Annotated in this window: 20 protein-coding genes; 6 read left to right on the top strand and 14 right to left on the bottom strand. The window is 50.2% G+C overall.

Features of this window, described 5'->3' with window-relative positions; translation table 11 throughout:
* Position 1: 1 nt before the first annotated feature.
* From CIK90_RS10505 to CIK90_RS10525, 5 genes are all read right to left on the bottom strand, one after another.
* A complete protein-coding gene (locus CIK90_RS10505; protein ID WP_094465277.1) occupies positions 2-865 on the bottom strand; it encodes an RNA polymerase sigma factor RpoD/SigA in 864 nt (287 codons plus the stop codon).
* Positions 866-1,053: 188 nt separating this feature from the next.
* Positions 1,054-2,283, bottom strand: coding sequence for a TolC family protein (locus CIK90_RS10510; protein ID WP_094435567.1), 1,230 nt, complete (start codon positions 2,281-2,283; stop codon positions 1,054-1,056).
* A gap of 36 nt (positions 2,284-2,319) precedes the next feature.
* Positions 2,320-5,424 (bottom strand): efflux RND transporter permease subunit, encoded by a 3,105-nt coding sequence (locus CIK90_RS10515; RefSeq protein ID WP_094465279.1) that lies wholly within the window; start codon positions 5,422-5,424, stop codon positions 2,320-2,322.
* A gap of 18 nt (positions 5,425-5,442) precedes the next feature.
* Positions 5,443-6,663, bottom strand: coding sequence for an efflux RND transporter periplasmic adaptor subunit (locus CIK90_RS10520; RefSeq protein ID WP_094465281.1), 1,221 nt, complete (start codon positions 6,661-6,663; stop codon positions 5,443-5,445).
* 244 nt (positions 6,664-6,907) lie between these two features.
* On the bottom strand, positions 6,908-8,191 hold the full coding sequence (locus tag CIK90_RS10525) for a serpin family protein (protein WP_094465283.1): 1,284 nt from the start codon (positions 8,189-8,191) through the stop codon (positions 6,908-6,910).
* Between the two features lie 231 nt (positions 8,192-8,422).
* Here CIK90_RS10525 and CIK90_RS10530 point away from each other — a divergent pair, with 231 nt between their 5' ends.
* Complete coding sequence (locus CIK90_RS10530) at positions 8,423-9,706, top strand: O-acetylhomoserine aminocarboxypropyltransferase/cysteine synthase family protein (RefSeq protein ID WP_094465285.1); 1,284 nt, start codon at positions 8,423-8,425, stop codon at positions 9,704-9,706.
* A 91-nt stretch (positions 9,707-9,797) separates the two neighbouring features.
* Here CIK90_RS10530 and CIK90_RS10535 read toward each other — a convergent pair whose 3' ends face one another.
* The 4 genes from CIK90_RS10535 to CIK90_RS10545 all read right to left on the bottom strand — a co-directional run bounded on the left by CIK90_RS10535 (position 9,798) and on the right by CIK90_RS10545 (position 15,607).
* A complete protein-coding gene (locus tag CIK90_RS10535; protein WP_094465287.1) occupies positions 9,798-12,614 on the bottom strand; it encodes a pitrilysin family protein in 2,817 nt (938 codons plus the stop codon).
* A 329-nt stretch (positions 12,615-12,943) separates the two neighbouring features.
* Positions 12,944-14,407, bottom strand: a complete 1,464-nt coding sequence (locus CIK90_RS10540) for a trypsin-like peptidase domain-containing protein (RefSeq protein ID WP_094390562.1) — start codon at positions 14,405-14,407, stop codon at positions 12,944-12,946.
* A 322-nt stretch (positions 14,408-14,729) separates the two neighbouring features.
* Positions 14,730-14,891 carry a hypothetical protein gene (locus CIK90_RS14250; protein ID WP_158214983.1) on the bottom strand — a complete coding sequence of 54 codons (162 nt, stop codon included), beginning with the start codon at positions 14,889-14,891 and terminating at the stop codon, positions 14,730-14,732.
* Positions 14,892-15,385: 494 nt separating this feature from the next.
* A complete protein-coding gene (locus CIK90_RS10545) occupies positions 15,386-15,607 on the bottom strand; it encodes a DUF4248 domain-containing protein (RefSeq protein WP_094447401.1) in 222 nt (73 codons plus the stop codon).
* Between the two features lie 201 nt (positions 15,608-15,808).
* On the opposite strand from CIK90_RS10545, the gene CIK90_RS10550 reads away from it, so the two are divergent.
* From CIK90_RS10550 to CIK90_RS14255, 4 genes are all read left to right on the top strand, one after another.
* Positions 15,809-16,375, top strand: a complete 567-nt coding sequence (locus tag CIK90_RS10550) for a hypothetical protein (RefSeq protein ID WP_094465289.1) — start codon at positions 15,809-15,811, stop codon at positions 16,373-16,375.
* 65 nt (positions 16,376-16,440) lie between these two features.
* Positions 16,441-16,644 carry a hypothetical protein gene (locus tag CIK90_RS10555; RefSeq protein WP_094435547.1) on the top strand — a complete coding sequence of 68 codons (204 nt, stop codon included), beginning with the start codon at positions 16,441-16,443 and terminating at the stop codon, positions 16,642-16,644.
* Between the two features lie 289 nt (positions 16,645-16,933).
* Complete coding sequence (locus CIK90_RS10560; protein WP_094465333.1) at positions 16,934-17,827, top strand: RluA family pseudouridine synthase; 894 nt, start codon at positions 16,934-16,936, stop codon at positions 17,825-17,827.
* A gap of 16 nt (positions 17,828-17,843) precedes the next feature.
* Positions 17,844-18,011: a hypothetical protein gene (locus tag CIK90_RS14255; RefSeq protein WP_158216061.1), complete on the top strand. Its 168-nt coding sequence runs from the start codon at positions 17,844-17,846 to the stop codon at positions 18,009-18,011.
* On the opposite strand, the gene menA is transcribed toward CIK90_RS14255, so the two are convergent.
* The gene (menA, locus tag CIK90_RS10565; protein WP_173849339.1) at positions 17,980-18,891 is read right to left on the bottom strand and encodes a 1,4-dihydroxy-2-naphthoate octaprenyltransferase; all 912 of its coding nucleotides are present in this window, start codon (positions 18,889-18,891) and stop codon (positions 17,980-17,982) included. The genes CIK90_RS14255 and menA overlap by 32 nt on opposite strands.
* Before the next feature lie 77 nt (positions 18,892-18,968).
* Between menA and CIK90_RS10570 the strand changes: the two genes are divergently transcribed.
* Positions 18,969-19,610: an HD domain-containing protein gene (locus CIK90_RS10570; RefSeq protein WP_094465291.1), complete on the top strand. Its 642-nt coding sequence runs from the start codon at positions 18,969-18,971 to the stop codon at positions 19,608-19,610.
* A gap of 60 nt (positions 19,611-19,670) precedes the next feature.
* Here CIK90_RS10570 and CIK90_RS10575 read toward each other — a convergent pair whose 3' ends face one another.
* The 4 genes from CIK90_RS10575 to uvrB all read right to left on the bottom strand — a co-directional run bounded on the left by CIK90_RS10575 (position 19,671) and on the right by uvrB (position 24,942).
* A complete protein-coding gene (locus CIK90_RS10575; RefSeq protein WP_254046333.1) occupies positions 19,671-22,052 on the bottom strand; it encodes a putative porin in 2,382 nt (793 codons plus the stop codon).
* Positions 22,049-22,231, bottom strand: coding sequence for a hypothetical protein (locus CIK90_RS10580; protein ID WP_094390272.1), 183 nt, complete (start codon positions 22,229-22,231; stop codon positions 22,049-22,051). Before CIK90_RS10580 ends, CIK90_RS10575 begins: the two co-directional genes overlap by 4 nt.
* Entirely contained in the window at positions 22,228-22,845 is a 618-nt protein-coding gene (locus CIK90_RS10585; RefSeq protein ID WP_094390271.1) for a DUF4468 domain-containing protein, read from the bottom strand. The genes CIK90_RS10580 and CIK90_RS10585 overlap by 4 nt, the downstream gene beginning before the upstream one ends.
* Positions 22,846-22,917: 72 nt before the next feature.
* Complete coding sequence (uvrB, locus tag CIK90_RS10590) at positions 22,918-24,942, bottom strand: excinuclease ABC subunit UvrB (protein WP_094465295.1); 2,025 nt, start codon at positions 24,940-24,942, stop codon at positions 22,918-22,920.
* Between the last annotated feature and the right edge of the window lies 1 nt (position 24,943).

Below are 24,943 nucleotides of genomic sequence, written 5' to 3' on the forward strand. Positions count from 1 at the left end.
TTCATTGTCCTAAATATGATTTTAACATCGTGTTGTTCGTATTATTACGTAGCCTCCTAATGGCTTTCTCCTTAATCTGTCTGACACGTTCGCGGGACAGACCGTATTTTTCACCCACCTCTTCCATGGTCATCTCTGGTGAGTTGATACCGTAGAGGGCTTCTATTACAGAGCGCTCTTTGTTGGAGAGTGTTTTCAGCGCATTCTCTATTTCTGCTCGCAGCGATTCTCTTACGAGTTCTCGGTCAGCCATCGGTGAGTTGGTATCTTCCATCACGTCGATGAGGCTACTGTCTTCACCATCGGCAAATGGAGCATCCATCGATACATGGCATGTGTGAGCATTGAGCGCTTCGTCAATTTTATCCTGCGGCAAATCAACAAGCGGCATCAGTTCTTCCGACGATGGTTTCCGCTCGTGTTCTTGTTCAAACTTATTAGCCTCATGGGTCACTCTGCTCAACGCACTTTGTTGATTGAGTGGCATTCTGACCAATCGGCTCTGTTCTGCAATGGCTTGCAGGATACTTTGTCTGATCCACCAAACGGCATAAGATATAAACTTAAAGCCTCGTGTCTCGTCAAATTTTTCAGCAGCCTTGATGAGTCCTATATTGCCCTCGTCGATGAGGTCGGGCAATGATAGTCCTCTGTTCTGATATTGCTTGGCTACTGAAACAACGAAACGTAAATTGGCCCTTGTCAGTTTCTCCAAAGCGCGCTTGTCGCCTTTCTGAATACGCTGTGCCAATTCCACTTCCTCATCTACTGTTAGCAGTTCTTCTTTACCGATTTCCTGCAAGTACTTCTCGAGAGATTCGCTCTCTCGGTTGGTGATGGATGTGTTGATCTTCAGCTGTCTCATAGGTTTTTTTGGTTTGGTGTATTTTGCAAAGGTATAGTATTTTTTTCGAAAGACCAAAACAAAAAACCTCTTTTTATAATATTTTTGTATCCTTGCTCCCTGATTTGTTCTTGGATCATGGGGGGCAAGGATACTGGTTCGTCTATGGACAAAGGATGTTTGTCTATGAAGAATAGATGTGGTAAATATCATTTAGTACCGCACAGACGCTGTAGTTCTATGACGGTTTGGTTGTATTCATTGATGGCTTCTGCGCGTTTCTGATAGACATCGATTTCATCTTTCAGTATGCCTACATATTCTACATATCCGATTTCGCCTTGTTCGTATTCAGCTGTGGCAAGTCTCACCATCTCATCGTTCCACTGACAACCGTTTTCGGCGTAGTATTCCACTCGTTGCCGTGCAGCATTGCAACGGCTCAATAGTGCGTTGTATTGAGATTCACGTTGTTGTGCTTCCTGTTGAATCTGTATTTGCAATTGTTCGCGCTCAGCTTTAGCAGCCTTGACGCGTGCTTTGGTAGCGCCATAAAACAAGGGAATGCCTACACCAACCTCAAAGCCCATGAAGTTTCCACCGTCATATCTGCTACGATCTTCGTTGTAGGGATTCCATGAAGAGATAACCATCTGATTGCGTAGTGAGAGTGAGAGGGATGGGGCATAACCGCTTTTTTCTACCTTCACCTGGCGTTCAGCAGCTTGCAGTTTGTCGTTGGAGAACCGTCCTTCTGGAGTTTGTTGATAGTTATAGGCCGGTAGGACGAATTCTATGGGAGTTAACAGTTCGTCTGCGGCAGTGATGGGTTCATCGGTGCCAATCACCTGCATCAGTTGCAATCGAGCATTCTCAGCCTCATTTTCAGCTTTTACGATGTCGAGTTGGTTTTCGCGCTGTAAGCGTTCTGCATTGATGAGTTCACGTCTGCCTGTCTCTCCAGCCTCCATACGTTGGCGCACCACGGTACGGTAGCGTGTCATGATGCTGTCTTGTCTTCTTAGGTTACGAAGGCATTGTTCCTGATAAACCAGTTGGAAATAGGCAGAAGCCACAGCAGCCTCCACGTTTTTTTGTTCCATCTCCAGTCTGCTCCTTTCGGCTTGTGTCTCAGCTTTTAACTGTTGACGTCGGGCAATATATACTGTGGGAAAGTCGAAACTCTGCGTTACCGACAGTGCGTTGTCAGGACTACCTCCCGATGTAGGGTCTTGCGAAAGCGACAGCTCTGTCTTTTCCAAGTCCCATGCCGTGCCTTGCAATGCCTGCGCCCGTTCCACTTGTTTGTTTGCCATACGTATTGTCGGACTCTGCTTCATCGCCATGTCAATACATGTTTGAAGTGACAGGTGGCGCATTTGTGCCATGGCAGCACCACTTATTATCGTACCCATTATTGTGAGGATGATGTGTCGCATAGTGTCTTACTCTTTAATATATATAAGGTGTGTGATTTATTCTTTTGTAAAGGTGCGGTAAATCGCAGGCAATACCAGAAGTGTGAGCAGGGTGGAAGTGATGAGTCCACCGATCACTACTGTTGCCAATGGGCGTTGCACTTCTGCGCCATCGCCTGTAGAGATTGCCATAGGCAGGAAACCCATTGACGCCACAAGGGCAGTCATCAGAACAGGGCGCAAGCGAATCATACAACTCTGTGTGATGCGTTGGTTGATGTCCGCTATGCCTTCACGTTGCATTTGGTTCATCTGTCCCACCAGTACAATACCGTTGAGCACAGCCACACCGAAGAGGGCAATAAAACCAACACCTGCCGATATGGAGAAGGGCATACCTCTGAGCCATAAAGCCCATACGCCACCGATGGAAGCCAATGGGATGGCAGAGAATACAAAGAGTGAGTCGCGCAGGTTCTTCACCGTGGCATAGAGCAACAGCAGAATGATCAGTAGCGCGATAGGCACTACAATGCTCAGTCTGTTGATAGCACTCTGCATATTCTGGAATTCACCGCCATAGGTGTAATAATAGCCTTCGGGCAGGTGCACCTTTTCGTTCATCAGCGTTTCTATCTCCTCCACGGTTGACTGCATGTCGCGTCCCTTGATATTGAAACCGACGTAAATGCGGCGCTCGCCATTCTCGTGGGAAACCTGTGACGGAGCAGGCTCATTGACAATATCTGCCAATTGTTCTAAAGGCACCGTAATGCCCTCGCCAACGGGAATTGCCAACTGTCGAAGTTCTTCAACCGTGCGGTTGCGATTGTCGAGTCGTACCACCACGTCAAATTTCTTCTCGCCTTCATAGATAGCACCTGCTGTGGCGCCTGCAAATGTTGTTTCAAGTATGCGGTTCACATCATCTACGCTGACACCATAGGCAGCCATGCGGTTGTGGTTGTAGCGCACTTGTATTTGCGGGAGTCCAGAAACCTGTTCCACCTGTACGCCGCTGACACCTCTTACGTTGCGCACCAGTCCAGCAATCTTAGCAGCTTGCTGTTGCAATACGTTGAGGTCTTCGCCAAACACTTTGATGGCTACATCCTGTTTGATACCCGTCAGCAATTCATTGTTTCGCATTTGTATGGGTTGGGTCAGTTCGGCTTCAAGACCGGGAATGTTCTTTAGTGTTTCCGACATCATCGCCATGAGTTGGTCGGTAGTCTTTGCCGAAGTCCATTCGGCTTTTGGCTTCAGTGCCACCATGATGTCAGCACGTTCCACCGGCATCGGGTCTGTAGGAATCTCGGCACTGCCGATACGACTCACCACCTGTTTTACTTCAGGATATTTGGCTTTCAGGAGTTGTTCCGCTTTGCTGCAACTCTCCACCATTTGTGAGAGCGACGTGCCTTGTGCCATACTCATCTCGATGGCAAAGTCGCCTTCTTCCAGACTTGGGATGAATTCACCGCCCAAAAACTTGAAGCCTACACCGCTGACGCAGAACAGTGCAACGGCAATGGTAATGACATCTTTGCGACGTTGCAGCGTCCATTCCAATATCGGTCGATACCATTCTTGCAGTTTGGCAAGCATCCTGTCGGAAACCGTTTCTTGGGTATGTACCTTTCTGCTGAGGAATGTGCAACTTGCCATCGGCACATAGGTCAATGAAAGGATAAAGGCGCCGACTATGGCAAAGAATACTGTTAATGCCATGGGGCGGAACATTTTTCCTTCAATTCCTATGAGTGTCATCAATGGGATATAGACAATCATGATGATGATTTCGCCGAAGGCAGCACTCTGCCTGATGCGTGATGCCGAGAAATGCACCTCGTTGTCCATCTCCTGACGTGTCAGCCGTAGGGTAGGGTATTTGTCGGCACTACTGTTGATATGGGTCACCACCGCTTCGACGATGATTACCGCCGAATCGACTATCATACCAAAGTCTATGGCTCCCAAACTCATCAGGTTACCGTCAATGCCGAATGTCTTCATCATACCGAAAGCAAAGAGCATACTCAGTGGGATAACACTTGCCACAACGATGCCTGCCCGCCAGTTGCCGAGAAAGAGTATCAGCACGAAGATGACGATGAGTCCGCCTTCGATGAGGTTGCGTGCAATGGTATGTTCCACGCGGTTCACCAGATTGGTACGGTCTATGAATGGTTCGATGACCACACCTTCCGGTAGTGATTTCTGTATCTGGCTGATGCGATCCTTTACGCGTTGGCTCACTTCTTGGAAGTTTTCACCTTTCAGCATGATGGCAATACCAGCCACCACTTCACCATTACCGTTGCGTGTTACTGCTCCGAAACGTGTTGCATGTCCCATCTGTATGGTAGCCACATTACCCACGCTCACCACGTTGCCATCAACAGTCTTGACAGCCACTTGGCGCAGATCGTCGGCAGAGTTCAGCACACCCAGTCCGCGGATGTAGTATTGGTTAGCGTCCTGTTCGATATAGCTGCCACCCGTATTGGCATTGTTCTTTTGCAGTGCTTCAAAGACATCGCCCACAGTCAGTCCGTAGGCAGTCAGTCGGTTGGTTTCGATAGCCACTTCATACTGTTTGACAAATCCTCCCCATCCGCTCACCTCAGCCACACCAGGTGTACCCGACAGTTGTTTGCGTACTATCCAGTCTTGCATGGTGCGCAATTGCGTCAGCGTGTATTTGTCTTCATAGCCCTCTTTGGCTCTTATGGTATAGTGGTATATTTCGCCCAGTCCGGTGGCAATAGGTCCCATCTCGGTATCTGTATTGGCAGGCAGTTCCTTGGTCACGTCCATCAGTACCTGGCTCACCTGTGAGCGAGCCCAGTAGATGTCGGCAGCATCGTCAAACACAAGTGTGATGACCGATAGTCCGCTACGTGAGATACTGCGTCTTTCTTCCAGTCGTGGGATATTGGCTAATGCCATTTCTATCGGAGTGGTGATGTATTGTTCCACCTCTTGTGCGCCCAGTGCAGGAGCTTGGGTGATGACCTGTACTTGATTGTCAGTAATATCCGGTGTGGCATCGAAGGGAAGATGCACCAATGAAACGATACCCCATACCGCCATGGCAAGGGTCAGAATGCCTATCGTCAGTTTGTGTGTGACGGAAAAATCTATCAGTTTCTGAAACATAGAGAGGTATTAGCTATATTAATGGTTGTGTTCACCGTGTTCACCGATGAGCGAAGCCAGATAGAACACGTTTTCTGTTACGATTTGCTGTCCGTCTTGTATGTGTTTACAGAGTGCCACCTCGGTATATCCAGAATCGGTCACTCCGGTCGTCACCTCATGTCGTGAGAACACACAGTCCCCGTCTTTCCCTTTTTTGTCGAGTGCAAAGATGTAGGTTTTACCATCGGTATTGACAATGGCTTTTGAGGGCAGTGCTTTGCAACGCTGTCTGCCAGTGGCAATGCGTCCTGTGACAAACATACCGTCTATCAGTCGTGCTTTGGCGTTACCGTCCAGTTTCACATGTACGGCAACACTCTTTGTACCATCGTTGAAATAGTCGTTGATGCCATAAACCTGTCCGCTGACTTCTATGCCGGGTTGGTTGGTGAGAGCCAGCAATACGCGGTCTCCTTTATTCACTTTCTGCAGGTCTTTCTCAAAGACGTTCAGGTCGCACTCCACTTGATCATTATTGCGGATAGTCATCAGTGGTGTTTGCATATCAGCATAGCTGCCCAGTGGTGCATTGAGTTGACATACTGTTCCGCTGATGGGAGCACGCAGAGGGAATGTTGTGGTAAACTGTCCTCGTCCTACGGCATGGGTACTGATGCCCATTTGTTGCAGTTGGCGACCAATACCTATCATGGTGGCGTGCGCCACTTGATAGTTGCGTTCAGCCTGTTGGCGGTTCTTCTGCACACCAGCCCCCTGCTGTGCCAGTGTTTCTTGGCGTTGCTTTTCTATTTGTGCCATTTCACATTCTTTGTAGGCAGCATAGTATTCGCGTTGTAGTGTCACCACATCAGTATTTTCTATGGTTGCCACCACCTGACCTTTTGTCACGTGTTGTCCGTTTTTCACGAGGATGTTCTTTACCACGCCACCCATTAGTGAGGCAACATTACCCATCGACTGTGGGCGCAAAACTATCGACCCGTTGACGCGGATGGTAGCATCGAGTTCACGGTGTTGCACAGAGTCAGTTTTTAAGTCTATAGTAGCAATCTGTTTAGCTGTTAGAGGTATGTTTTTGAAATCTTGTTCTTCATCGTGGTGTTCGTCTTCTGCCTGACTATGTCCTGCATGTGCATCGTGGTGATCGTCGTCACCGTGTGACAGTAGTGTAAATCCACCTACAGCCACCAGTGTTGCGGCTATCACTATTGCCAGTCGTTTGATATTGTCTTTCATATTTTTTCAGGTTTTCTTTTTTTTATTCCGTGCAAAATTAGTGAAACGTCTTAATATCGAAGTATGATATAAGTATCAACTGCTATTTTCTGCAACTGGGTTGCAAATGTGTTTCATGTTCAATCGGTAAGTTGGTAATAGTTCGTGTCGTGCCGTCATGTGGATATAAAAACACTTCCGGTGGTTGAACCAAGCTGATTCAATCACCGGAAGTGGAATGGGCGATAGGGCTGCGCCTTATCGATTACTTATTGCCAGTAAACTGGCCAACGAACAACAGGGTGCCACTCAGCGAATCGCTGATGGTATAGACAAACGGGTGGTCGGCAATGAAGTTGACATCACGATAGTCAGTCGGACCGAGTGACGTCAGCATGACAGCAGCAGTAACGGCAGCAGCCTTGGTGCCCTTCTCGCTCACTTCAATCTTAGCCTTCTGCAACATCTGTGATACATAGAACTGACCATCGGCAAACTTGCTGAAGTCGGCTTCGGCAGGATTGAAGATGCAGGGTGCTCCCAGTGTGCTGACAATGCCGTTGAGCGGGATGTTGGTCTCGGTGGTGAACTTCGGCAGTTGCAGATTGACATTGCAGATATCCATCTTGCTGGTCAGGGTAGAGAGCGTCGAAGCGTCGATAGATGCCATCATCTCGTTGATGCTCTTACCTTCGTTGGGCAGCAACACCGTCATGTGATAGACACCATAGCCGTATGGCAGCACAACGGCTTTGTAGAGTGGCATTTCTGCGTATAGGAACTTGTTACGTTGGTGCATCATCTCCACCTTTTGAATATCGCGGGTGTATCCACGGAAAATCTCTTCACTGGTTTTGCCTTCATCAAACTTCTTCTCCCACGTGCCGTTGAAATAGATGGCATTCATCAGATAAGATACTGCAGCAGGATCAGTCTGGTCGATGATGGAAGGAATCATGCCGTCAGTATGTTTGGAACACCAGTTGTTGATGTGTTTTACTGTGGCAGGATTGCTGAAATCCAGACTTTCCACCCCAGCCATGTAATGGTCTGTCACGGTGCTGACAAACTGCGGACGCAGCCGATATGCCTTGTTCACGGCAATATAGTTGGCAATGCTTACCGTGGTCTGTTGATCCAGTCGGTCGGCAGTTTGCAGGATATTCTGATAGAGCGAGTTGAGGTCGTTGATGTCGATACCCTCACAGCCGATAGCTTTAAGGATTTCCTGTTGGCTGACACCATCAGCACCGTTAGCCAACATTCCCATGAGGTATGCTACGCTCAGTGGTGACACCACTTTGCTGCTGTGGTCGCTAACCTGATTGAAGAGCTGTAGTGCAAAGACATTGTTGCGGTTGACGATGTCGCGCTGTGCATCGCTGAGTGTGAGGTATGCTTCATCCATATCTGTAGAGTTAGAGGGAGTGACAACGACAGTATTGTCTGTCGAAGGGTTGTTGGGGTTTTGGAGCTTCTTGCTACTGTTGCATGAAACGGTAAGGGCGGCAGTCAATAGTATCGCCGCGGTTGTTGTGTAGTGCTTCATTGTTGTTGTATGGTTTTAATTTCAAATTGTTTCTTATCTGGTAAATGCCGATGATATGGATAGATTGCATGAGACAGCCACAATCTTAACAACTCTTAACCGTATAAGCCTCTCATGGCGGTTTTCCTTTGCAAAGATAAGTATATTTTTTGAAAACTCCTATTTTTCTTGGTGTTTCTCTCACTTAATCGTACCTTTGCAACGCAAAACAGATAAAACAAAATATTGCAAATGAAAAAACAACTAAAAACTGCCTCTATCTGTGTACAGGGAGGCTATGAAGCGAAAAACGGTGAACCTATTGAGTTGCCAATCATCCAGAGTACTACCTTTAAATATGATAACTCTGAAGAAATGGCGATGCTCTTCGATTTGAAGAAAGAGGGCTATTTCTATACCCGTCTGCAAAATCCTACCAACGATGCTGTGGCCAAAAAGATTGCACAACTCGAAGGTGGAGTAGGGGCGGTACTGACCAGTAGCGGACAGGCAGCCAACTTCTATGCCGTGTTTAATATCTGTGAGGCTGGCAGCCATATCGTTACTTCCAACGAAATCTATGGTGGCACATTCAATCTCTTTGGCGTCACCCTGAAGAAACTGGGTATTGAATGTACCTTTGTCAATCCCAACGATAGCGAAGAGGAAATACAAAAGGCTTTCCGTCCCAATACCAAAGCGGTGTTTGGCGAAACCATCAGCAATCCCGGCTGTGCCGTACTCGATATCGAGAAATTCGCACGCATTGCCCATCGTAACGGTGTGCCTCTCATTGTAGATAACACCTTTGCCACTCCCATCAACTGCCGTCCCTTTGAATGGGGTGCCGACATCGTGACCCACAGTACCACGAAATACATGGATGGCACGGCATCGCAGGTGGGAGGTGTTGTCGTAGATAGCGGACAGTTTGACTGGATGGCGCATGCCGATAAGTTCCCCGGACTCTGCACTCCCGATGAGAGCTACCACGGACTCACCTATGTCAAGGCATTCGGAAAAATGGGCTATACCACCAAACTCGTTGCCCAGCTCATGCGCGACTTGGGCTCTATCCCTGCACCGATGAACTCGTTTATCCTCAACCTCGGTCTTCAGACCCTCCATCTGCGCATGGCACAGCATTGCTGCAATGCCCAGCGTGTGGCAGAATTTCTGCAGGCAGACCCTCGTGTGGCATGGGTACACTATAGCGGACTGCCAGGCGATGCCTATCATGAGTTGGCAGAGAAATATCTGCCAGGCGGATCGTGTGGCGTCATAGCCTTCGGACTGAAGGGCGACCGTGAGACCGCTATCCGCTTTATGGACTCGCTCGACATGATCAATATCGTGACCCACGTGGCTGATGCACGCACCTGTGTGCTTCACCCTGCCAGCCATACCCACCGTCAACTTTCCGACGAACAGCTTCGTGAGGCTGGTGTGGCTCCCGATCTCATTCGTCTTTCTGTTGGTATTGAAGATTGTGACGACATCCTCGATGACATCCGTCAGGCTCTCGATAAGATCTGAAAGTAGTTTTCATAAACAATAATAACAAACAGGAGGCAGACACGCATCATCGGTGTTTGCCTCCTGTTTTGTTATTCGGATGTCACGGTGATTATTCCTTCACAGCCTTCATGATGACTTCCACGTGGTTGCCAGACTTGAGGATTGTGTTCTGGAGGAAGTCTGATATCTGTTTACTGTCAATCTCGTTGACCGTCTTCTTATAGTCGGTATGGGTATCTACACCGCGTGTGGCATAGTTGATCAGCACGCTAAGCCAGTGGCTGTTCTCACGGCTGTCCACATCGGCTTGCTTCAGCAGAATCTCCTTGACCTTCTGCAGGTCGGCAGCATCAGCACCTGCCACGACCTCCTTCATGCCTTGGAAGAAGCAGGGGATGGCAGCATCCGACTTCTCAGGATTCAGCTGTGCGCTACCAACGATATTGACAGCAGCCAAACCGTCTTTATCGGTGAAGACAGAGGCGGTGGCACCCGCATGATAGGCAGCGCTGAGTTCCTCACGGATAGAGCGCAGATACTTCATCTCCAACAGGCGAGCTGCCATGTCAGCCAGTACGTCAGCCTTCAGTGTGTAAGGCGTCATGGCATACCATATCTCCTGAACCTGATTCTGTGGGTTGCTCATCGCCTTGGTGAATACGTTGCTCACCTTGCCTTTGGCATAGGGGATGTCCTTGTTTTGCAGGGTGCAGCCCTTTGCAGGCAGCGAAGCGATATACTGTTCGATGAGTGGCAGAAGTGTAGCCTCGTCGTAGTTGCCCACGAAATAGAAGGTGAAGTCTTTGGCATTGCCATAATACTGCTTACCTATGGCCAGCAGACGGTCGTAGTTGATGGCCTTGATATCGTCGGCAGAAGGAATGCGTGCCAGTTTGCTACCCAGATATACGGTACTCTGTACTGAGTCTTGGAACACGAGGTTGGGGTTGTTGCTCTGGTTGGCAAGGATGGTAGCATAGGTGTTCTGCAGGTTGGCAAACGATTTCTCGTCTTTCTTCACTGCTGTCATGTCGAGGTAGATGAGTTGCATCAGTGTCTCGATATCCTTCGGAGTGCTCTTACCGCTCAATCCGTGGTAGAACGGATCCATGGTGAATTTGACACTCGCCTGCTTGCCAGCCATGGCCTTTTCCAGTTCTGCGTTGGTGAAATTGCCCAGACCGCTGGCATCCAGTGCCTGGGTCATCAGCATCACACTGCTCTGATCGGCTTTCTCAAATGCCGAATATCCCACCTTGGCTTTTGCAGAGAAGAGAATCTCGTTGTCCTTGAAGTCGGTCTTCTTCATGATGACCTTTGCACCGTTAGACAGTGTCAGTTCCTTATATCCCAACACCTTATTCTCTACGGTCTTCCTGATCTTGCCAGCCTTAGGCAGCTGGGCAATGAGGGGTTCGTTCTTCACGTGATCCACGTAGGCTTCGAGTTTCTCTGCCCTCACCCCTTTCACAATGTCAGCCAACTGCTGTTCGGTGGGGTATGCCTTACCGTCTTTCTCCTGCATCATCATCAGCGTCACGAAGTTGGTGTCGCTGTTGCAGATGAGTTTCTTGGCATACATATTGATCACCTCCACGGGGATGTTGGGGATGAGCTGTTGCAGGATAGCACTCTCGTCTTCTATCGAGGGGATAGGTTCGTTGGCAATGAAGTGATCCACATACTGTGTGGTAAACTGCTCATTCTTCATTTTGTCCTTATTGGCAAGGCTTTTCTCTATCTGACTTTTGATCTCGTCCCTGGCACGCTGATATTCCGTAGCAGTGAAACCGAAGTCGTGCGCACGCTTGGCTTCACGCAATACAGCGGCATACGCCTCCTTGACTTGACCTTCCTTGGCGAGTCCTGTCAGCGTGAAGGCACCGCAGGTTCTCGACATGAGGTAATCGCCATTGTCGCCCACAGCCTGCAGATAGGGGCAGTCGGGCTCCTTGGCTTTCTCGCTGAATCGGGTGTTCAGCATGAGGGTGAGTGCATTGTCCATGTATTTCATGAGGAGATAGTCCATGTTGACCTTCATCTCATCGGGAATAGCTTTGTGCTTCATGTTGATGAGGAAGAGGTCAAACTGCTGTTCCTTGTCCTTATCCACCACATAGATTGCGGTATCGTTGGGGCTTACCTGCTCTGGTATCACTTTGGCGGCATCGGCAGGCACCTTGATGTCGGCAAACAGCGTCTTGATCTGTGCTTCGATATGATCTACGTCCACATCACCCACCACGATGATGGCCTGGTTGTCTGGGCGATACCATTTGCGATAGTAGTCGCGCAGGGTTTCGGGGTTGCATCCGTCGATGACGCTCATCAGTCCGATAGGCATGCGGAAGCCGTATTTCTCGTTTTGGTAGAGGCGAGGCAGACTGCGCTCGATCATGCGCTGCTGACCCACCATGCGCATGCGGTACTCATTGTGCACCACATCGCGCTCGTCGTCTATGGCTTTCTGCGTCAGCGAGATGCCGTTGCTCCAGTCTTTCAGTATCAGCATACACGAATCCACAGCCGTTGGTCGGGTGGTGGGCACATCGGTGAAGAAATACACCGTTTTGTCAATACTGGTATAGGCATTGAGGTTGCGACCGTATTCCACGCCGATGCTCTGCAGATATTCCTGTAGGGTATTGTCTTTGAAGTGTTCTGTGCCGTTGAATGCCAGATGCTCCAAGAGGTGTGCCAGTCCGCGCTGGTCCTCGTTCTCGTTGATAGAACCGACCTTCTGTGCGATATAGAAGCTTGCCACATGCTCAGGGAAATTGTTTTTGCGGATGTAGTAGGTCAGTCCGTTGTCCAGATGACCAATCTTCACCTTGCTATCCACGGGGATAGGTGGCATTTGCTGTGCCGTCGTTGGTGTTGCACCCAACAGTAGCATGGCCGCTGCCAATAGATTTTTTGGTTTCATATTTTACGTTTTTGTTAATAATGATTTTCTCGCGATTAGGATATTGTGTGCAAAAGTAAGTATTTTGTTATGATAAGCAAAGCTTTTACACCGATTTGTAGTGCCTTTTAATGTTTTTTAATTCAAGTCTCTCAGTTGCGCATGTGGGGAAGTTAAGGGAAGTTAGGGAAGTTAGGGAAGTTAAGGGACAAATGTCCTACGTCTTACGGCAAAATGTCCTACGTCTTATGGCAAAAGGCTATTGTCTCTTAACTTCCCGAACGACCGTAGGGAGTGATAACTTCTTTAACTTCAATCAATTCCCTCAGTTGCGAAACGTTTTACTGGTATTACTCGTTGACCAGAGGAACGGCGAAGTACCCCTTCCTGCCAGTGGGGAACACACCCTGGATGAAGAGTACAGGATCCTTGGAGGTTGAAGTTTCCTTCACCGCATTCTGCAGGTCCTCCACCGACTTCATCGGCTGTTCGTTCACGCGCTGGATAATGAAGCCCTGGGGCACACCAGCCTCTTTCAGTCTGCCGCCGCTAATCTTAGCCACCTGCAGACCATAGCCGATGTTCAATTGCTCCTTCTGGCTGCTGGTGACGGCACGGAACGTACCGCCCAGCACATCGAGGTCGGCGTTCTTCACCACCTTGGTAGTGCCCTGTTCGTTCTTCAGCGTCAGCGTAGCGGAATGGCTCTTCTTGTTGCGCAGATAGGTGACAGTCAGTTTATCGCCGGGGCGCTTCTGGGCGATGATGCCCTGCAGTTCGCCAAACTTCTTGATCTTCTGGCCGTCGATGCTCGTGATGACGTCGCCCTTCTTCAGTCCTGCCGAGGCGGCAGCACCATCCTCCACCACTTCAGCCACATAGATGCCTTCCATGGTGCCAAGGTCGAGTTGGTTGCCCTTTTCCTTCTCCACGTCCACATAGGTGCTGACGTCGCTGCCCTTGATGCCTATCATGGCACGCTGCACGGTACCATACTGTTTGATGTCGGCGACTACCTTGTTCATGATAGCGGTAGGAATGGCAAAGCCATAGCCGATGTTCTGTCCGGTCTGAGAGTATATCATCGCGTTGATGCCGACCAGTTCGCCGCGTGTATTGACGAGCGCGCCGCCCGAGTTACCCTGGTTGATGGCAGCGTCGGTCTGAATCATCGACGAAACGCCTTCGCCCATCTGGCGTGCCTTGGCAGAGATGATGCCCGCAGTCACTGTGTTGTTCAGTCCGAGGGGGTTGCCTATAGCCAGTACCCATTCGCCCACTTTCACATTGTCGCTATTGGCAATGGCGATGGCGGGCAGATTCTTAGCATCAATCTTGATGAGTGCCAGGTCGGTGGTCTTGTCGGCACCGACGATGCGGGCTGAATACTCCTTACTGTTCTCGTTGAGCGTAACGGTCAGTTCGTCAGCGCCGTCCACCACATGGTTGTTGGTCACGATATATCCGTCGGCAGAGATGATCACACCGCTGCCCGCAGCGGCCTGTCTCGGGGTCTGCACCTGTCGCTTGCGGCTTCCGTTGTTGCCGTTCTGCCCGCGGCCGAAGAAACCGCCGAAGGGGTCTGAGAAGAAATCCTCAAAGGGGTCGGCATATTCCACGGTCTGCACCTTAGAGTTGATCACCGATTTAATGTAAACCACCGAGGGCAGTGCCTTGTCGGCAGCGTAAGTCAGATCCACTGGTTGTCCCGGAGCAGCAGCAGGAGCCGCCTGGGTTTTGTTGCACGATGCAGCAGAAAATGCGATCACCATCAGATAGACCGCTGGCAAAATGCTTTTCACAATCTTTTTCATGTTCTTTTTATGTTTTTTTTTGATGTTATAATTCCCGTTTTCGTGAAACTGGGTGCAAATATAGACGCAAAATCTGTTAAACTGCCAAAATGGCATTGCTTTTTGGCGCATTTTAACACTTCGGCCGCTCCCCTTAACGGCTGTTTGCGCTTTCCCTGCTATTGTTGAAAAAATCACAAAACATCATTTGAAAAAGTTGCAAGTTGTTTTCTTATCATCCTTCATTTTCTCGCCCTGGCAGAGTTTAAACGAGCTTTATTCTGCTCATTTGGCTTAACGAAAACGTTGGTTTTCACCCTTCGTTTTCTCGCCATGGCAGAGTTTAAGCGAGCTTTATTCTGCTCATTTGGCTTAACGAAAACGTTCCTTTAATTCTGTTACCAACTACGCTTTGCAGCAGGTCAACACTGAATCCGAGTTTGTTTGCCAGTTCGCTGATGATTTGCGATTTCTCGGTACTGGGGTTTTCTTTTTCTTTTGTCATAGCTCGTTATTTTGAGGGTTAGTGAATAAGTCACAAGTCACAAGTCACAAGTCACATTCGGTGTACAAGTAGTGCAAGTCTGGCAAAAGCAAGAATTTGTAAGGTATATAATTTTATTATATATTATAATATTATATATTATAATAATATAATAAAGTTTTACATCCTTATTCGTTCGTTGCTTTTCTTTGAATGTTACTTGTTACTTGTTACTTGTTACTTGACCGAATACCGCTGTATCCGTGAGGCTGGACCTCGGCTGCAAAGGTACGAACCTTTGTGTTAACAAAAAAAAAACGTTAATTCGTATTAACACTTCTGTTAAAGTTTCTATTCCACTGCAACAAGGGTTTCAAATCGTAACCGTTTTCGGGCAACTGCCCGAATCGGCAGTAAACAGGGGCGCGCGCGAGGTATGCCGTTCGGCGGTGGCGATAACGCCAATCGTCGAAGGAGATATTGCCAATCGCCCTCGTCGATTGACGTTCGGCGGTTTAAGGCTCTCCGAGATACTCCGCAATGGCGGCTACCATGGCTGGCGAAAGGATGCGCTGACGGCCGTCGTAACCGAGCGAGCGGAGGCGGGCGATGAGCGGACGGCAGCGATCCATCCATGCTTTCAGCGTGCGCCAGGCATGGCGAGGAGTGACGTCGGGGCAGTAGAGCTGTGCCAGACGAGTGCGGCTCATAGAGGTGTAAGGACGTAGTGTAGGCATAATGTTCAGATGATTTTATTTTTACGCAAAGTTACTGCCTTTGCCGCAACGGGGCAAAGGAAGCGAGGCGCAGCGCCCGACTTTAAGTTCTTTTAACACGGCATAAGTGGCAATAAGTGACATTAACTGACATTTCGCCAAAGCATAGCCGTACCTTTGCAGGCGATAATTTTCTTCTGTTTAACTAAATTCGTTTCTATTATGAGTACACTGACTACTATTCGCTACTGCCTGCAGAAGAGCACGAACTCCAAGAGCAACTCTTACGGCAAGTATTACGCAAAACCCGTTTCGCAGGGCACCGTGAACCTTGACGAGCTGGCATCCCACATCTCAGACCACGGATCAGTCTATACCCGCGACGTGGTGGTCGGAGTGATGACCAAAATGGTTGACTGCATCAACGAACTGCTGGCGCAGGGCTACAAGGTGAAGCTGGGCGAACTCGGAACGTTCTACAACTCCATCCGCAACGACGGCAAGAAGGCGGTCAGCGACCCATCCAAGTTTGATGTGGCACAGATTGCCGGTGTGAACCTCCGCTTCCTCCCCTTCAGCGGCAAGAAGCTCGGCGGCAAGTTTAACAACACCTCAACGACTCGCGCAGACCGCTACGCCTACGAGTGCATGGGTATCAAGGAGGCCAACAAGGAGGGACTCTTGCCCATCCCTGGAAAGGTGACCGACAACAACCCGGGTTCAAACGGTGGCGGCGGTAGCTCGTCAACTGGCGGTACCCCAAGCGGCGGTAGCGGAGTGGAGGGCTGAACCTAACCGCAGTGCCTCGCTCCCCTGAGGCGAGAGGGGCACTGCCCTAACAGCAGATTCTTATCATGAAGAGTATCCGTTATAAGCAGACGGCATCGCTGGTCTGCATCGTTACAGCCATCGTGTTTGCCTTCATGGGATTTTTCACTCCGCCCACGGGCGAGATCAGCGAGTCGGTATTGTGGTTTGTGGCGCAGTGTCTGATATTCTCCGGCAGCCTTATCGGAGTGGATTGCGTGATAGACCAACGGTTGGGCAAGCACAGTTAGTTTTTGAGGTTTGGTGTGGGGAAGTTAAGGGAAGTTAGGGAAGTAAGAGGGAAGTTAGAGGGAAGTAAGAGAGAAGTTAGAGGGAAGTTAGGGAAGTTAGAGGGAAGTAAGAGAGAAGTTAAGGGACAAATGTCCTAGGTCTTACGGCAAAAAGGCTATTTTTGGTTTTTTCTCTCGCTTATTCGTACCTCTGACCTGTCGGTCGAAGGTACTTCCGCTCGGAAAAAAAAAGAAAAAAGTATTTTTCTTTTGTATTTCTCTCGCTTATTCGTACCTTTGCAATATGACAATGAAATATAATCCTTATAATCAGCAGGGCGATTATGCCCATTATACGGTGAAGAGGGAACAGCCACTACTGGAATTTCTGCTCGAGACCGTGGAACAGAGTCGCAACAAAATCAAACTGACACTGCAGGGCAGGGGAGTGAGAGTGGACCGGAAAACCGTCACCCAGTTCGACTTCCTGCTGAAACCAGGCATGAAGGTGGCAGTCAGTCGCACCAAGCGCAACCAAACGCAGTTTAAGAGCAGATGGCTGAAAATAGTATATGAGGACCGATGGATTATCGTGATAGAAAAGAATATCGGCATCCTCTCGATGGCAGCAGGACACAGTTCGCTGAACGTGAAAACGGTGCTCGACGACTATTTCAAGAAGAGTCACCAGAAATGTACTGCACACGTGGTGCATCGCCTCGACCGCGATACCAGCGGACTGATGGTATATGCCAAGGATATCGAGACAGAACAGATTCTGGAACACAACTGGCACGATATCGTCTTCGACAGACGCTATGTGGCTGTGGTCAGCGGAGAGATGAAGGACGACAGCGGTACGGTGGCAAACTGGCTGAAAGACAATAAGGCGTATGTCACCTACTCATCGCCTGTGGATAACGGCGGAAAATATGCCGTGACACATTTCAAGGTGTTGCAGCGCACCACCGACCATACCCTCGCTGAGTTTAAACTGGAAACAGGACGCAAGAACCAAATCCGTGTGCATACGGCAGACATGGGACATCCCGTGTGTGGCGACGTGAAATACGGCAACGGCGACAATCCGCTCCACAGACTCTGCCTCCATGCCTATATGTTGTGCATGGTGCATCCCGTCACACGCGAACGGATGGAGTTTGAAACACCCATCCCCGCCTCATTCCGATCATTGTTTAAGTAATTGCTGAATAGAAACCATGCAAATATATATCATACTGTTGGTCATGATTATCATCGGCTTTGTGATAGTCAAGCGCATAGCAGGCTGTCTGCTGAAAACCGTTGTGACACTGGTGTTGCTGGCGATACTGGCGTGCCTCTACTTCTTCTGCTTCAAAGAAGGAGCAACCCCACCGACACCATGATGCCGTAGAGCAGCATGTTGCGGGCGGTCTCCCCCAGACACTCGTTGAGGCGACGACCATGATTGATGTGGCGCAGCTTCAACCAGGTGAACACATGGAGCACCAGATAGATCAGGGGCAGGAAGAAGGCGAGGGGATGACCCTGATACCAGAACACGATCCCCAACAGGCTGCTCGCCACGCCCAACAGCAGGTAGAGGCGCTCTGTCCAAAGCGGACCGATGCGCACTGCAAGGGTGACCTTGCCGACGCGCTGGTCGTTGTCGCGGTCGCGATAGTTGTTGACGATGAGCAGACTGTCGATGACCAGTCCGCAGGCAACGGACGCTATTGCGACAGAAGGCGTGACGGTATGCAACTGGATATAGTAGGTGATGCAGACGGGGACGATGCCGAAGAAGAGCAACACGAGGATGTCGCCCAAGCCCAGGTAGGACAGGTGGGTGGTGTAGAGAAAGCAAAAGGCTACGCAGCAGATGCCGACCAGAATCATTTCAAGACCGCCGAAGATGATAAGGGGCAGACCTACCACACACGCCACGCATGTGGTCAGGGCGATGGCACGCTTCATGGCATCGAGAGACACCCAGCCCTGGGTGCAGGCACGCAAAGGACCGAGACGGGTGGCGCTGTCGTCGTTGCCATGGGCATAGTCGAAGAAGTCGTTGATGAGATTGGCATCGATCTGCATGACCAATGCAAACAGCAGGCACAGGGATGCCGACAGCCAGTTGAAGACATCGTCGCCATAGGCTTGGGCATCGACATGCGCCAAGGCGCAACCTATCATGACGGGTACGGCGGCACCGGTGAGGGTCTTGGGACGGACTGCTAACAGCCAGGCCTTCCAGGAGTTTTGTTTGATATTCTCTTCGTTCATTATATGTTTTTTTGTCTGTAAAGTCTTGCAAAAGTACAGATTATTGCGTACATTTGCAAAAAATAAGCCCATTTTCTATGAACAACAATAATCCCAGTCTTGATTTGATTGATTTTGTGGAGACACAGATCCTCCCACGGTATGCTGATTTCGACCGTGCCCACGGCATGGAACACGTCACGAGAGTGGTGAGACGGTCGCTGGCGCTGGCGAAAACTACAGGTGCGGATATCAACATGGCGTATGTCGTGGCGGCATACCACGACCTCGGAATGTCGGGACCTCGCGCCGTGCATCATCTGACGAGTGGCAAGATACTGATGCAGGACGCCCGGCTGAAACGATGGTTCTCGCCCGATCAGCTGAAAATCATGAAGGAGGCGGTGGAGGATCACCGCGCCTCTGCCTCACACGCCCCACGGAGCATCTACGGAAAGATTGTGGCAGAAGCAGACCGCGACCTTGCCCCTGAGGTGGTGTTCCGACGGGTGATACAGTTTGGGCTGGACAACTACCCGGACATTGACCGCGAAGGACAATGGAAACGGTTCAAATCGCACCTGGAAAACAAATATGCGGCAACGGGATATATACGACTCTGGATACAAGGGTCGGAAAACGAGCGCAACCTCAAGGCGCTGCGCGAAATACTGGTCAATCCGAAACAGTTGCGCCAATGGTTTGAACAGTGTTATGAACAAACCATTGGCGCTGAGTGACGGTATCTCTGGCAGGTAGGGTGATGCGAGGATTTCCTGTCGGTTAACCCCGATTGAGGTTTAGTTGTAGAAATTCCAGGAAACACCGATACGCAGTACTTTTCCGTTTTGTGGATAGTGGGGCGCAAGGAACATCATCTTGTTGCCCATACCCTTGTTGACATGACTCATCATGACGAAGAAACGGGTGCGCTTCAGGTGCATGTTGGCATAGACGTCAACAAAAGGATAGCCGCCCAGTTCCACACGCGACTCGACATTCTTCTGTACGGCAAACTGGCCGATCTGAGGCAGATAGTCGGGCGCGTAGTATTTGGTGAAGAAGGTGGCATCGGCACCCAGTTCTACGGTCAACTGCTTCACGACCAGGAATTTGAAAAAGAGGTTGGTGAAGATATTGACAGTGGGCACGGGAAGCACGTCCTTGTTGCTCGAATTCTGATAAGTCACGATGTTCTCCCAATGCAAGGGTCCCAACTTGAAGTTCTGACGCAGTTGGGCTGTCAGGAGGTTGATGTTGCCACCCTCCTGATAGACACCGCCCTGCAGCCCTGTGAAGTTATGTTTTTCGTCGATGGCATACTCCATGCCGAAGTAGGTGTAGTTTTTGATCTCTTCGACAGCCACACGCAACTGGGTGTGGGTCTTGTCGATGGTGAAGATGCCTTCGATGCCGGAACGGATCTCCTTACTCATATCGCCGTTGTCCCACCACAGGTGTTTGGAGTGGTACTGGCGCTGGAAGAAGGTTGGCGTGATGCGGTCGAAATGGGCTTTGGCAGCCAGTCGCACAGTATCGCCAAACAAGGGGAAATTGACGTCGGTATTGAAATTAAGACTCACAGAACCAGCGTTGCTGCCCGTCAGGAAGAACTCACCGTCGAGGTTGTAATGGAGGGTGCGCCCCTGGGTCTTCGACAGCTGTCCGCCCACACTCACCAGACCTTCAGACCAACTGCGCATATAGTAGCCTTCGTCACCCTCCTGCAACAGGTCGGGCATCTGGTATTTACGATGGTCGTAGCTGACGAATGCCTTGAGGCCGGCCTTGGCATACTTGTTGAAGCCCTCCATCAGCGCTACGGCAAAGGTGTTCTTGACAGAGAGGTATTTCGTCTGGTCGTAGATGGAGTCGTTGCCATAGATGCCACGGTCATCATATTTATAATAGGTGTTGGCATAATAGCCGGCAGGAGAGGCATACGCCTGATTGATGCGACTGAAGCTATTGATGTCGAGGGTGTGGATGAAACTGGTGACGGGTACGTAGATGCGCTTGGTGTTGGCGTCGAGCGAATCCTTCTGGTGTTGCACAGCCAGCAAACTGTCTGCCATCTGCTGGGAGGTGACCTGAATACGGGTGGAGTCTGGATCGGCAGGTTTCTCGCCAGTCTTGGGCAGATCGCCTGCGATGCGGGCCCCGTCGGGTCTGCCCGTGGCAACAGGATCGGTGGTGCGCCTGTTGTTGCGGCGCTTGTTGCCGTTAGCATCGTCACCATCCTGATTGCTGCGGAGGTTGTCGCGCTGCTTCCTGTCTTGGGCTGACGCCTTGGCAAACGCCCTGGCTTTCTTTTCCGCTTCGGTCAGCGCCACGCGCTTGTAGAAGCCGATATTGTAGCGATGGGAGAAAAACAGGTGGTTGGAATTGTTGCGGTTCCAGTTTTTAGAGAGCACCGTCGGTATCTCGTTCTCACTAAACTGGTCGTCGTAGCTCTCTGGGTGGGTGATATAGTTGTCGTCGGTGATACCGCCGTTCTCAGCCGCCTTGCGATGGTAGGTAGAGAACAGGGCATGCATCTGATATTTGTCGCCGATATACGAGGCAAAGAGCGATGCACCGAAGTGGGAGGTGCTTTGGTTCTGATAGTAACCTCTGGCATAGTGGTAGTCGAGGTCGAAACCGATGCCCAACCGCTTGTTGGCATTGACAGCAAATTTAGCGTCGATATGGTCTTCACCGTTCTGCTTGTCGCCACAGTTGTCGTAGCTTAGATTGGTGAACGGCGACAGCGTGTTGACAAACTGAAACGCATCGGGCTCCTTCATGGTGAAGTCGTAAGGCTGGGTGAAGAAGAACTCCGAGGTCTTCGGGCGATCCATGATGATACGGCTGATGCGCGGCGTATAGTTGTTGCCGATGGTATTGTACTCGCCAAACACACCCGTGTTGAAGATGGAGTTCTGGTAGAGGTGGGGCAGGGTGTCGGTAACAGCCGGAGTGACATCGCCATAGCGTCTGTCAACCGTCCAGGTATGGACACCCATGGGGATCTCTTTGTCTGCCACGGAATCCCGATGGTTGGGATTGAAACTGCGGGTGGAGTTATCGTCGGTCACGTTGAAGTCGTCGCCCGTATCGGTGATGCGGGTGGGATTGCTCTGCGCCACGATGTTGAGGGTCATGCTCAGGGTGCATGCCAGCGTGATGATAAACTTGTTCAAAACTGTAGGTCTTTATCTTTATCTTTTTTGAAGAGGCGCAATGCCACTTCTACAAATTTGAAACCCATAGCCACCATGATAACGATGGTTCCGGCATCGTTTCCTTTATAATAAAGATACATGCCGATGATGGCTCCGAAAATGAAGATGGTGTTGAGTATGTTTTTTAGTGTTCTCATTGGAGTAATCCTTCTATTTGTTCAAAAAGGTAATCTTTTCTGTCGATAGTACATTTGCGGAATTTGCCGCTGTGGCGATACAGCTTGGTGTTCTTCTTGTTGACTGCCACACGGTCGGTAATCCAGTCTTCGGCGCTGATGCGGATGGGGGTGCGCTCCTCATCGTAATTATAGCGGATGTTGGACAGGGTGAGGGTGGCTTTGCCGTTGGCACACTGGGCTTTGATGGTGTAGAAGAAACGGGTCTGGTCGAGCACAAGGGCTGTCTTCTGGAAGACGAGCCACTCTTCCAGTTTGACGTCAATCTCATAGGTGGCGGTGTCGGCCTTGATGAGTTGGCTGTTGATCTGCTGGGGTTCGCGAGTCACGCCTTGCAGGTATTTTCCAAGGATGTTGTAAATCTGAAAAGCAGTCTTGCCCGGAGCGTCAAAGGTCTTGGTAAAAGTCACCTTGCCGTTCACTTCGGGAACTGCACCCTTGAGGTATTTCTCCATCGGATTCGTTTCGACAACGGCAACTTTCTCCTCCTTCTTTTCGGGTTCTTCCCAGGTGTTTTGCGCTGTGGCGGTCAGGGTCATTGCCATGACGACACACATCAATATACATTTCTTCATCTGTCTCGTTCTCTTTTATAATGGTGCAAAAGTACGAAATATCGTGCGAATGACCTAAAAAAATGTGATAATTTATTTTAATTCCAGTTCCTTTTGCAATCTGATAATCTCGTCGCGGTATTGCGCTGCCTGAAGGAAATCCAGTTCTTTGGCGGCTGCCTTCATCAGTCGGGTGGTCTCTGCAATGCTCTTTTCCAGTTGTTCTTTCGTCATGTGAAGAATGATGGGGTCGGCGGCAAAGGCAGCGGATGCGACAGGTTCGGCATAGGCTTTGTAGCCCTTCTGTTCCGTACCCTCTGTCTCCTGGCGCAGGTCGCTCTGCTTCAGATTCTTCTTGATCTGTTGCGGGGTGATGCCGTGTTCCTCGTTGTAGTGCATCTGCTTCATGCGGCGGCGCAGCGTCTCGTCGATGGTCAGTTGCATGGATGCCGTGATGCGGTCTGCATACATGATGACTTTGCCGTTGACGTTACGGGCGGCACGGCCTGCCGTCTGGGTGAGTGACCGGTGTGAACGAAGGAATCCCTCTTTGTCGGCATCGATGATGGCAACGAGCGATACTTCAGGGAGGTCGAGACCCTCACGGAGCAGGTTGACACCTACCAAGACATCGAAGGTGCCGTTGCGCAGGTCTTCGAGTATCTTGATGCGGTCGAGCGTGGCCACTTCGCTATGGATATAGGCGGTTTGAATGCCGTGGTTGAGCAAGAAGGTGCTGAGCTCCTCTGCCATGCGCTTGGTGAGCGTTGTCACCAATACGCGTTCCTTGCGTTGGATGCGCTGCTGGATCTCTTCCATCAGGTCGTCAATCTGATTTTCGGTGGGTCTTACCTCAATCTCCGGGTCAAGCAGTCCGGTGGGTCTGATCAGCTGTTCGACGACGACACCCTCCGCCTGTTGGAGTTCATAGTCGGCTGGTGTGGCAGATACATAGATGACCTGATGGGTCATGGCTTGAAACTCATCGAAGGTCAGCGGACGGTTGTCGAAGGCGGCAGGAAGACGGAAACCAAATTCCACCAGATTGCGCTTTCGGGCGCGGTCGCCACCATACATGGCACTGATCTGCGGCACACTGACATGGCTTTCGTCAATCACCATCAGGTAGTCTTCGGGGAAGAAATCAAGCAGACAGTAGGGACGCTCGCCCGCTTGTCTTCCGTCAAAATATCTCGAGTAGTTCTCGATACCCGAGCAATGGCCCAGCTCCTTGATCATCTCCATGTCGTATTCCACACGCTCTTTGATGCGCTGCGCCTTGATATCATCGCCCAATTCCTCAAAATAGGCTATCTGCTTCATGAGGTCGTCCTGAATATGACGGACGGCGATGGAGGTCTGCTCTTCAGTAGTCATAAAGAGGTTGGCTGGGTAGAGCTTGTATTCGTCAAAGGAAGACAGCCGATCCATGGTCATGGCGTCCAGTTCCTCGATGGCATCAATCTCATCGTCCCAGAAGGTGATGCGCAGAATGACTTCGTTGTATGCCATGGCAATATCTACCGTGTCGCCTTTGACCCTGAAACAACCGCGTTTCAGTTCTATATCGTTGCGCACATAAAGTGCAGCGACGAGTCGGCGAAGGAGTGCATTGCGGTCTAATATCTGACCTTTGTGAACCTCTATCACGTTTTCCTGCATGGCAACAGGACTTCCCATACCATAGATGCAACTGACAGAAGAGACGATGACCACATCCTTTCGGCCAGAGAGTAATGCGCTGACAGCCCTCAGACGCAGTCGGTCGATCTCTTCGTTGATGGCGAGGTCTTTCTCGATATATGTATCAGTAGATGGCAGATAGGCTTCAGGCTGATAGTAGTCGTAATAGCTCACGTAGTATTCTACGGCATTGTGTGGGAAGAAACCCCGCATCTCTTCGTAGAGCTGGGCTGCTAATGTCTTGTTGTGTGACAGGATGAGGGTGGGCTTGTTGACATTGGCAATGACATTTGCCACGGTAAAGGTCTTTCCTGATCCTGTTACACCCAACAATACCTGAGCGGCATCGCCACGGGTGATACCGTCGGTCAACTGGCGGATAGCCTCTGGCTGGTCACCCGTCGGTCGGTAGTTGGAGGTCAGTTCAAACTTCATA

Source organism: Prevotella sp. P5-126 (assembly GCF_002251185.1).
Taxonomy (GTDB): Bacteria; Bacteroidota; Bacteroidia; order Bacteroidales; family Bacteroidaceae; genus Prevotella.